This window comes from Corynebacterium mendelii, from assembly GCF_017307055.1.
Taxonomy (GTDB): Bacteria; Actinomycetota; Actinomycetes; order Mycobacteriales; family Mycobacteriaceae; genus Corynebacterium; species Corynebacterium mendelii.
Genome location: NZ_JAFLEQ010000008.1, coordinates 705892 through 712283, shown reverse-complemented (window position 1 = coordinate 712283; position 6392 = coordinate 705892). Strand labels below are relative to the sequence as shown.

Annotated in this window: 5 protein-coding genes and 1 pseudogene; 4 read left to right on the top strand and 2 right to left on the bottom strand. The window is 64.9% G+C overall.

Going from position 1 to position 6392, the window contains the following annotated elements; all coding sequences use genetic code 11:
• Window positions 1-9: 9 nt before the first annotated feature.
• Window positions 10-1803, top strand: coding sequence for a maltose alpha-D-glucosyltransferase (gene treS / locus JZY06_RS06295; RefSeq protein WP_207278769.1), 1794 nt, complete (start codon window positions 10-12; stop codon window positions 1801-1803).
• Window positions 1804-1866: 63 nt separating this feature from the next.
• Window positions 1867-3102, top strand: a complete 1236-nt coding sequence (locus tag JZY06_RS06290; RefSeq protein WP_242516667.1) for a hypothetical protein — start codon at window positions 1867-1869, stop codon at window positions 3100-3102.
• Window positions 3103-3198: 96 nt separating this feature from the next.
• On the opposite strand, the gene idi is transcribed toward JZY06_RS06290, so the two are convergent.
• Window positions 3199-3789 carry an isopentenyl-diphosphate Delta-isomerase gene (idi, locus tag JZY06_RS06285; RefSeq protein WP_207278671.1) on the bottom strand — a complete coding sequence of 197 codons (591 nt, stop codon included), beginning with the start codon at window positions 3787-3789 and terminating at the stop codon, window positions 3199-3201.
• Window positions 3790-3976: 187 nt separating this feature from the next.
• Here idi and JZY06_RS06280 point away from each other — a divergent pair, with 187 nt between their 5' ends.
• Window positions 3977-5050 carry a polyprenyl synthetase family protein gene (locus JZY06_RS06280; protein WP_207278670.1) on the top strand — a complete coding sequence of 358 codons (1074 nt, stop codon included), beginning with the start codon at window positions 3977-3979 and terminating at the stop codon, window positions 5048-5050.
• A complete protein-coding gene (locus tag JZY06_RS06275; protein ID WP_207278669.1) occupies window positions 5043-5927 on the top strand; it encodes a phytoene/squalene synthase family protein in 885 nt (294 codons plus the stop codon). The genes JZY06_RS06280 and JZY06_RS06275 overlap by 8 nt, the downstream gene beginning before the upstream one ends.
• Window positions 5928-6178: 251 nt before the next feature.
• Here the strand turns inward: JZY06_RS06275 and JZY06_RS06270 are convergent.
• Window positions 6179-6392: pseudogene (locus JZY06_RS06270) on the bottom strand (hypothetical protein); the annotation flags it as partial.

The window sequence follows — 6392 nt, the reverse complement described above, 5'->3', positions numbered from 1 at the left end:
TTGGAAACCATGACCGACGACAAGTCCACCACCTTCATCCCCGATTCCACCGCGCAGCCGAAAGTTGACGGCGACGGCCTGATTGTTGAGCCGACCTCCGACGCGTATGCCACCCCGACGCCGGCGCCGGGGGAAAACCCGTGGGAACGCCCCACCCCGCAGTGGTACAAGGAAGCGGTGTTCTATGAGGTGCTGGTGCGCGCCTTCAACGACTCCACCGACACCGGATCCGGGGATTTGAAGGGCCTGACCGAAAAACTCGACTACCTCACCTGGCTGGGGGTGGACTGCCTGTGGCTGCCGCCGTTTTATGATTCACCGCTGCGTGACGGCGGCTACGATATCCGCAACTTCCGTGAGGTGCTGCCCGAATTCGGCACCGTCGACGATTTCGTTGAACTGGTCGACCAGGCCCACCAGCGCGGTATCCGCGTGATCACCGACCTGGTGCTCAACCACACCTCCGACCAGCACCCCTGGTTCCAGGAATCCCGCCGCGACCCGGACGGACCCTACGGGGATTTCTACGTGTGGAGCCAAACCGACCGCAAATACGAGGATGCCCGCATCATCTTCATCGACACCGAGACCTCGAACTGGACTTGGGACAAGGAACGCGGCGCCTACTACTGGCACCGCTTTTTCTCCCACCAGCCGGATTTGAACTACGACAATCCGGCAGTCCAGGAGGCGATGCTGGATGTGATCCGTTTCTGGCTGGATTTGGGCCTGGACGGATTCCGCCTGGATGCCGTTCCCTACCTCTTCGAACGTGAAGGCACCAACTGCGAGAACCTTCCCGAAACCCATGCGTTTCTCAAACGCTGCCGCCAGCTGGTCGAAGACGAATACCCGGGCCGGGTGCTGCTGGCCGAAGCCAACCAGTGGCCGGCAGACGTCGTCGAATACTTCGGGGAACCCGATGTCGGCGACGAATGCCACATGGCGTTCCACTTTCCGCTCATGCCGCGGATTTTCATGGCTGTGCGCCAGGAATCCCGCACCCCGATCAGTGACATTTTGAAAGCCACCCCGGATATCCCCGATTCGGCGCAATGGGGTATTTTCCTGCGCAACCACGACGAGCTGACCCTGGAGATGGTCACCGACGACGAGCGGGCCTACATGTACTCCCAGTACGCCACCGATCCGCGGATGCGGGCCAATATCGGTATCCGCCGCCGCCTGGCACCGCTGCTGGAAGGCGACCGCAACCAGATCGAACTGCTCAACGCGCTGCTGCTGTCGCTGCCGGGGTCGCCGGTTTTGTACTACGGCGACGAAATCGGCATGGGCGACAATATCTGGCTCGGCGACCGCGACGGGGTGCGCACCCCGATGCAGTGGTCGGCGGACCGCAACGCCGGTTTCTCCGCCTGCGACCCCGAGCGGCTGTATCTGCCGACCATCCAAAACGCCAACTTCGGCTACCACGCGGTCAATGTGGAATCACAGATGAAAGCCGAAAACTCGCTGCTGAAGTGGAACCGCAACCTCATCCATGTCCGCAAACAGCACAAGGCCTTCGGCATCGGCGGCTACCGGGAAATCGACGCCACCAACGACACGGTGCTGGCTTACCTGCGCGAAACCAGGCACGAAGTGATCATGTGCGTCAACAACATGTCCAACCGCCCGCAGCCGGTGCAACTGGATTTGCGGGAGTTCAACGGACGGGTCCCGGTGGAGCTGACCGGTGGTGAGCCCTTCCCCACCATCGGTGAACTGCCTTTCATGCTCACCCTCGCCCCGCACGGCTTTTTCTGGTTCTCCCTGGAAGACCCGGGCGCCGAGCGGGATTAACGAGCCGGCAACCGCACCAGACCTGTCCGCACCCGTTTGATGGAAGTGATCTTTTCAACCACCGTGAACACCCCCACCGCACCCACTCCTGACCAGATCGCGGCACATCTTGCCACCGAGCGTTTCTTCGGCGCCAAATCCGCCGGCATCGACGCTGTCGAGGTGATCGCCTCCTCCCCCGGACCGGCCGGAACCACCTGGTGTTTAACCGCCGTCGACTCCGGCGGGGACACCGACTACTACCAGCTGTTCGTCGACGACACCGGTGCCGACAGGCTGCGGGACGCTCCCGTGGCAACCGCCTGCGGGCAGCTGATCGCCGCAGGCCGGCCCACCGGTGACGGGCAGCTGCATGCACTCAGCGACCCGGTTGTGCCGGCCGGTCTTTCCGGACGGGCGATCTCCGGGGAGCAGTCCAACACATCGCTTATTTTCGGTGACGGCGACACCGATATGGTGATGGTGAAATATTTCCGCAAACTCGCCCCCGGGCCGAACCCGGAAATCGAGCTGTTGACCGGCCTGTCGCGGCGCGGCTGCGCCCACATCGCCCCGCTGCGCGGCTGGATGGACACCACCATCGACGGCCGTACCACCGTCACCGCCATGGTGCAGGAATTCGCCCGCGGGGCCGAAGACGGCTGGCGGACAGCCATCGACCGGGCCGCTGCGGACACCGATTTCACCGGCTACGCCACACTGCTGGGCACCGCCACCGGAGGCGTGCACCGTGATCTGGCCGCCGAATTTCCCACCTCAACCATTGACGGGGCCGCCCTTGCCCACCGGCTGGTTTCCCGCTGCCGCTCCCTGGTCGGGCAGGCCCCTGTTCTGGCCCCCTACGCCCGGGCGGTGGAGGATTTCTACCGGCGCCTGGACGGTGAAACCATTCCGGTGCAGCGCATCCACGGGGACCTGCATCTGGGGCAGACCCTCTACCGCGACGGGGAATTTCTGCTCATCGATTTCGAGGGTGAACCGGCCCGCCCGGTGGCGCAACGCCGCGAGCCCGACAGTGCCTTGCGCGATGTCGCCGGGATGATCCGTTCTTTCGACTATGCGGCCCATTTCCACGAAAAAATGACCGGCCGGCACCAGGGCCCGGCTGATCCGCAGCAGTGGTTCACCGCCAACCGCGACAGTTTCCTCGACGGCTACGGCCCCATCGGTTCCCCGGTGGTACTGGATGCCTTCATCCTGGACAAAGCCCTCTACGAGGTGGTCTACGAGGCCAACAACCGCCCCGACTGGGTCAGTATCCCCCTGGATGCGGTCGCCCGGTTGACCGGCGAAAAATAAAAAAGCCGTTGCTTTTCTCCCGCCCCCGGTTCACCGATGACCCGGGGGCGGGAACACACACCGCTGTGCCGGCGGGCGGCAACCAAAGGTTCCGGGTTATTGCCCGGTGGTGTCCGGCGCCACTCCCAGGGCGCTGACCAGCCGCGGGTCGGCCAGCTGCTGGACCATCCACGGGGAAAAAGCAAACGGTGTCGACCGCACCGCGGTCACCAGACTGGCGGCATCCACCCAGTGTTCGCTGTCGACTTCGTGCCGCAGCGGATTGACGCCGCCGGGATCGGCCAGGCGGGCCAGAAACACCGGGCAGATTTCGTGTTCGACAATCCCGGAGGAATCCACCGCCCGGTAGCTGAAATCGGGCAACACCACCTCAACACCGACAATATTGTCCGCGTCGATGCCGAGTTCCTCGGCGCCGCGGCGCACCAGCGCCGCGGCCGGATCCTCCCCGGGCGCGGGGTGGCCGCACATGGAATTGGTCCACACTCCCGGCCAGGTTTTCTTCCCCAGCGCCCGCCGGGTCAACAAAACCCGCCCCTGCGCATCCAGCAGATAGCAGGAGAAAGCGAAATGCAGCGGCGTGGTGGTGGAGTGAACCTCACTTTTCAGGCAGGTTCCCGCCGGGCGGCCGTCGCTGTCGGCCAGCACCACCAGCTCGGGTGTGTCAGCAGTGGGATTGTCCGTCATGCAACCACTCTAACCGCTGCCCCCGGCTTAGCCGGCGGTGCGCCGTCCCCCACCCTGCCGCCCACCGCAGCATCTGTGGTGTCGGCGGCCACCCCCACACCCCAACGTCCGTGGCGAAGGATGGCAAATCTTCTGTTCAAGAGGGTTATTCCGGTACGTTGCCCGGTGACATGCCACAATCGGAGTCATGGAATCGTCCGTCGCCTCCCCTTTCGCCGCCCGCACGGCGGCATCGGTGGCGTTTCTCGCCGCCGCCCTCGACCGACGCATACCCGTGCTGGCTGAACTGGACCCGGAAGCGGGTCTTGCCGTCGAAAAAGTGGGTGAGCTTGCCTGCGGCGGCAAACACATCCGCGCCACACTGGTGCATGTGGCCGCAGACCGGCCGGCCGGTGATCCCCCGCGGGAAGATGTGGTTGTCGGTGCCGCTTTCGATTTGATGCACGCCGGTTTTCTGGTTCTCGACGATGTCATTGACCGCGATGATTTCCGGCGCGGGAAGCCTGCGCTGCACGCGGTGATCAGGGACCGGGCACACCGGCTGCACGGGCTTGACAGTGCCGGACACCACGGCAATTCGGTGGCGGCACTGGCCGGGTGCGCGGCCCTGAACTCGGCGATCCGGATGGTGGCCGGATGCGGGGCGGATTCAGGCACCGTCCGGGATCTGGTTTTGCTGGTCACCGCCTGCGCCAATGATTCGATCACCGGGGAATTCCTCGACATCCACCACTCCCTGCCGGGGGTGGAACCGTCACCGGGGACCGCCGAATACGCCACAGAGCTGAAAACCGCCGCCTACACCTTCCAGGCGCCGTTGGCGGCGGGTGCCATCGTCGCCGGGCGACGCGGGGATGTCAGGACACTCTCGGAGATCGGCCGACATCTGGGACTGGCCTACCAGCTGGGTGACGACATCAATTCGATCACCCAGAACAAAGACGAAAGCGGCAAAGATCCGCTGGGCGATATCCTCCACGCCAGAGCCACCCTGCTGCAGGAACACGCCAGCCGCATCGGGGTGTGGGACAGCGTTGTCGCCGCCGCCCACGAAACCGACGACCCGCGGGGCAAAGTGGAAAAAATTCTCCTCGACTCCGGTACCATCGCCGCGGTCACCGGGCTGCGCGACGAGCATGTCCGCCGCGCCGAGCAGCTGATTGCATCCGGTCCCGATCACGGCGGGCCGGCACTGTCTCGCCCCGCACGCGACAGTCTGGCGGCGGTCGCCGCCGCCATCAGAGGACACAGCAATGCCTGAAAGAACCACCTCGCTGGAGGATTTCAACACCATGGCCGTCACGTCGGCGGCCGCGGTCATTGCCGGATACTCCACGAGTTTTTCCCTGGCCACCAAACTGCTGCGGCCGGCGGTGCGCGACGACATCCGGAATCTGTATGCGGTGGTGCGCATCGCCGACGAAATCGTCGACGGCACAGCCGCCGATGCCGGTTACTCAGACGAACAGATCCGCGCCGAACTCGACGCCTTCGAAAAGGATGTCTACCGCACCATCGACAGCGGGTTCTCCACCAACCCGGCAGTACACGCCTTCGGCCTGACCGCCCGCTCCTGCAGCATCGACAAAGAGCATCTGCGCGCTTTTTTCCGCTCCATGCGGGCCGACATCGACACCGATTCCTACGGTGACAGATCACTGGGCGACTACATCTACGGTTCCGCGGAGGTCATCGGATTGATGTGCCTGTCAGTGTTTCTGCGGGGCACCACCCCCGACCCCGCCACAGCCGGGACACTGCATGAAGGCGCCCGCCGGTTGGGGGCCGCTTTCCAGAAAATCAATTTCCTCAGGGACCTGGGCGAAGACCGCACCAGTTTGGGCAGAACCTATTTCGAAGGCACCGCCGACGTGCTGACGGAACAGAAAAAAGACGCTCTCGTCGCAGAGATCCGCGATGATTTGGACTGCGCCCGCCGGGCGATCCCCCATCTGCCCTACTCGGCCCGGGCCGCGGTACTGGCCGCACACGATCTTTTCGAATCGTTGACCGACACCATCGATTCCATGCCCGCCAGCACGGTGATGACCACCCGGGCCTCTGTCAACGGCAGGAAGAAAATCCTGCTCATGGCGATCGCCTGCGGGAAAGCGGTGCGCATGGGCGACCGCGGGTGACGACTCCGTCCACCCCGCCGGCCCGGTACCACCGGCGAAGTCGACGCCACAGACACCGCCGCGACGGCCGGAAAAAACACCTGTGCCATGGCCGCCGGGGTGGCTGGGGGCTTCCCGCACCGCCCCCTCGATACGGTACGGAACACAGCTGCCCAGCCACTCCGGCGGACCGGACGGCGCGGGCTTGACCGGGGAGATCCTCCCGCACCGCCCCCTCGATACGGTACGGAAAGACCATCCGGTTGGTCCCGCTACTGGCGGGACCAGTCGCCGATGATCTGTGGCGCGGCGTCGGCCCCGGCGTCACCGACAACAGCCTGCCGGTTGGGTTCGCGTTCCGGATCGGTGATGGTCATCCGCTGGTTTTTGCCTCCTTTCCCGGCTGCCCCGGCAGGCCCCATCCCCGCCATCATCGGCGGCCTTGCGGCGGCGGTCGCCGCCTGTCCCCCGGAGGCTCCGGCGGGG

What these genes read in the sequence shown, in the direction of transcription:
- JZY06_RS06275 (WP_207278669.1), top strand. Translation starts at nt 5,043, where the DNA reads ATGCCTGAAAGAACCACCTCGCTGGAGGATTTCAACACCATGGCCGTC.
- idi (WP_207278671.1), bottom strand. Translation starts at nt 3,789, where the DNA reads ATGACGGACAATCCCACTGCTGACACACCCGAGCTGGTGGTGCTGGCC.
- JZY06_RS06280 (WP_207278670.1), top strand. Translation starts at nt 3,977, where the DNA reads ATGGAATCGTCCGTCGCCTCCCCTTTCGCCGCCCGCACGGCGGCATCG.
- treS (WP_207278769.1), top strand. Translation starts at nt 10, where the DNA reads ATGACCGACGACAAGTCCACCACCTTCATCCCCGATTCCACCGCGCAG.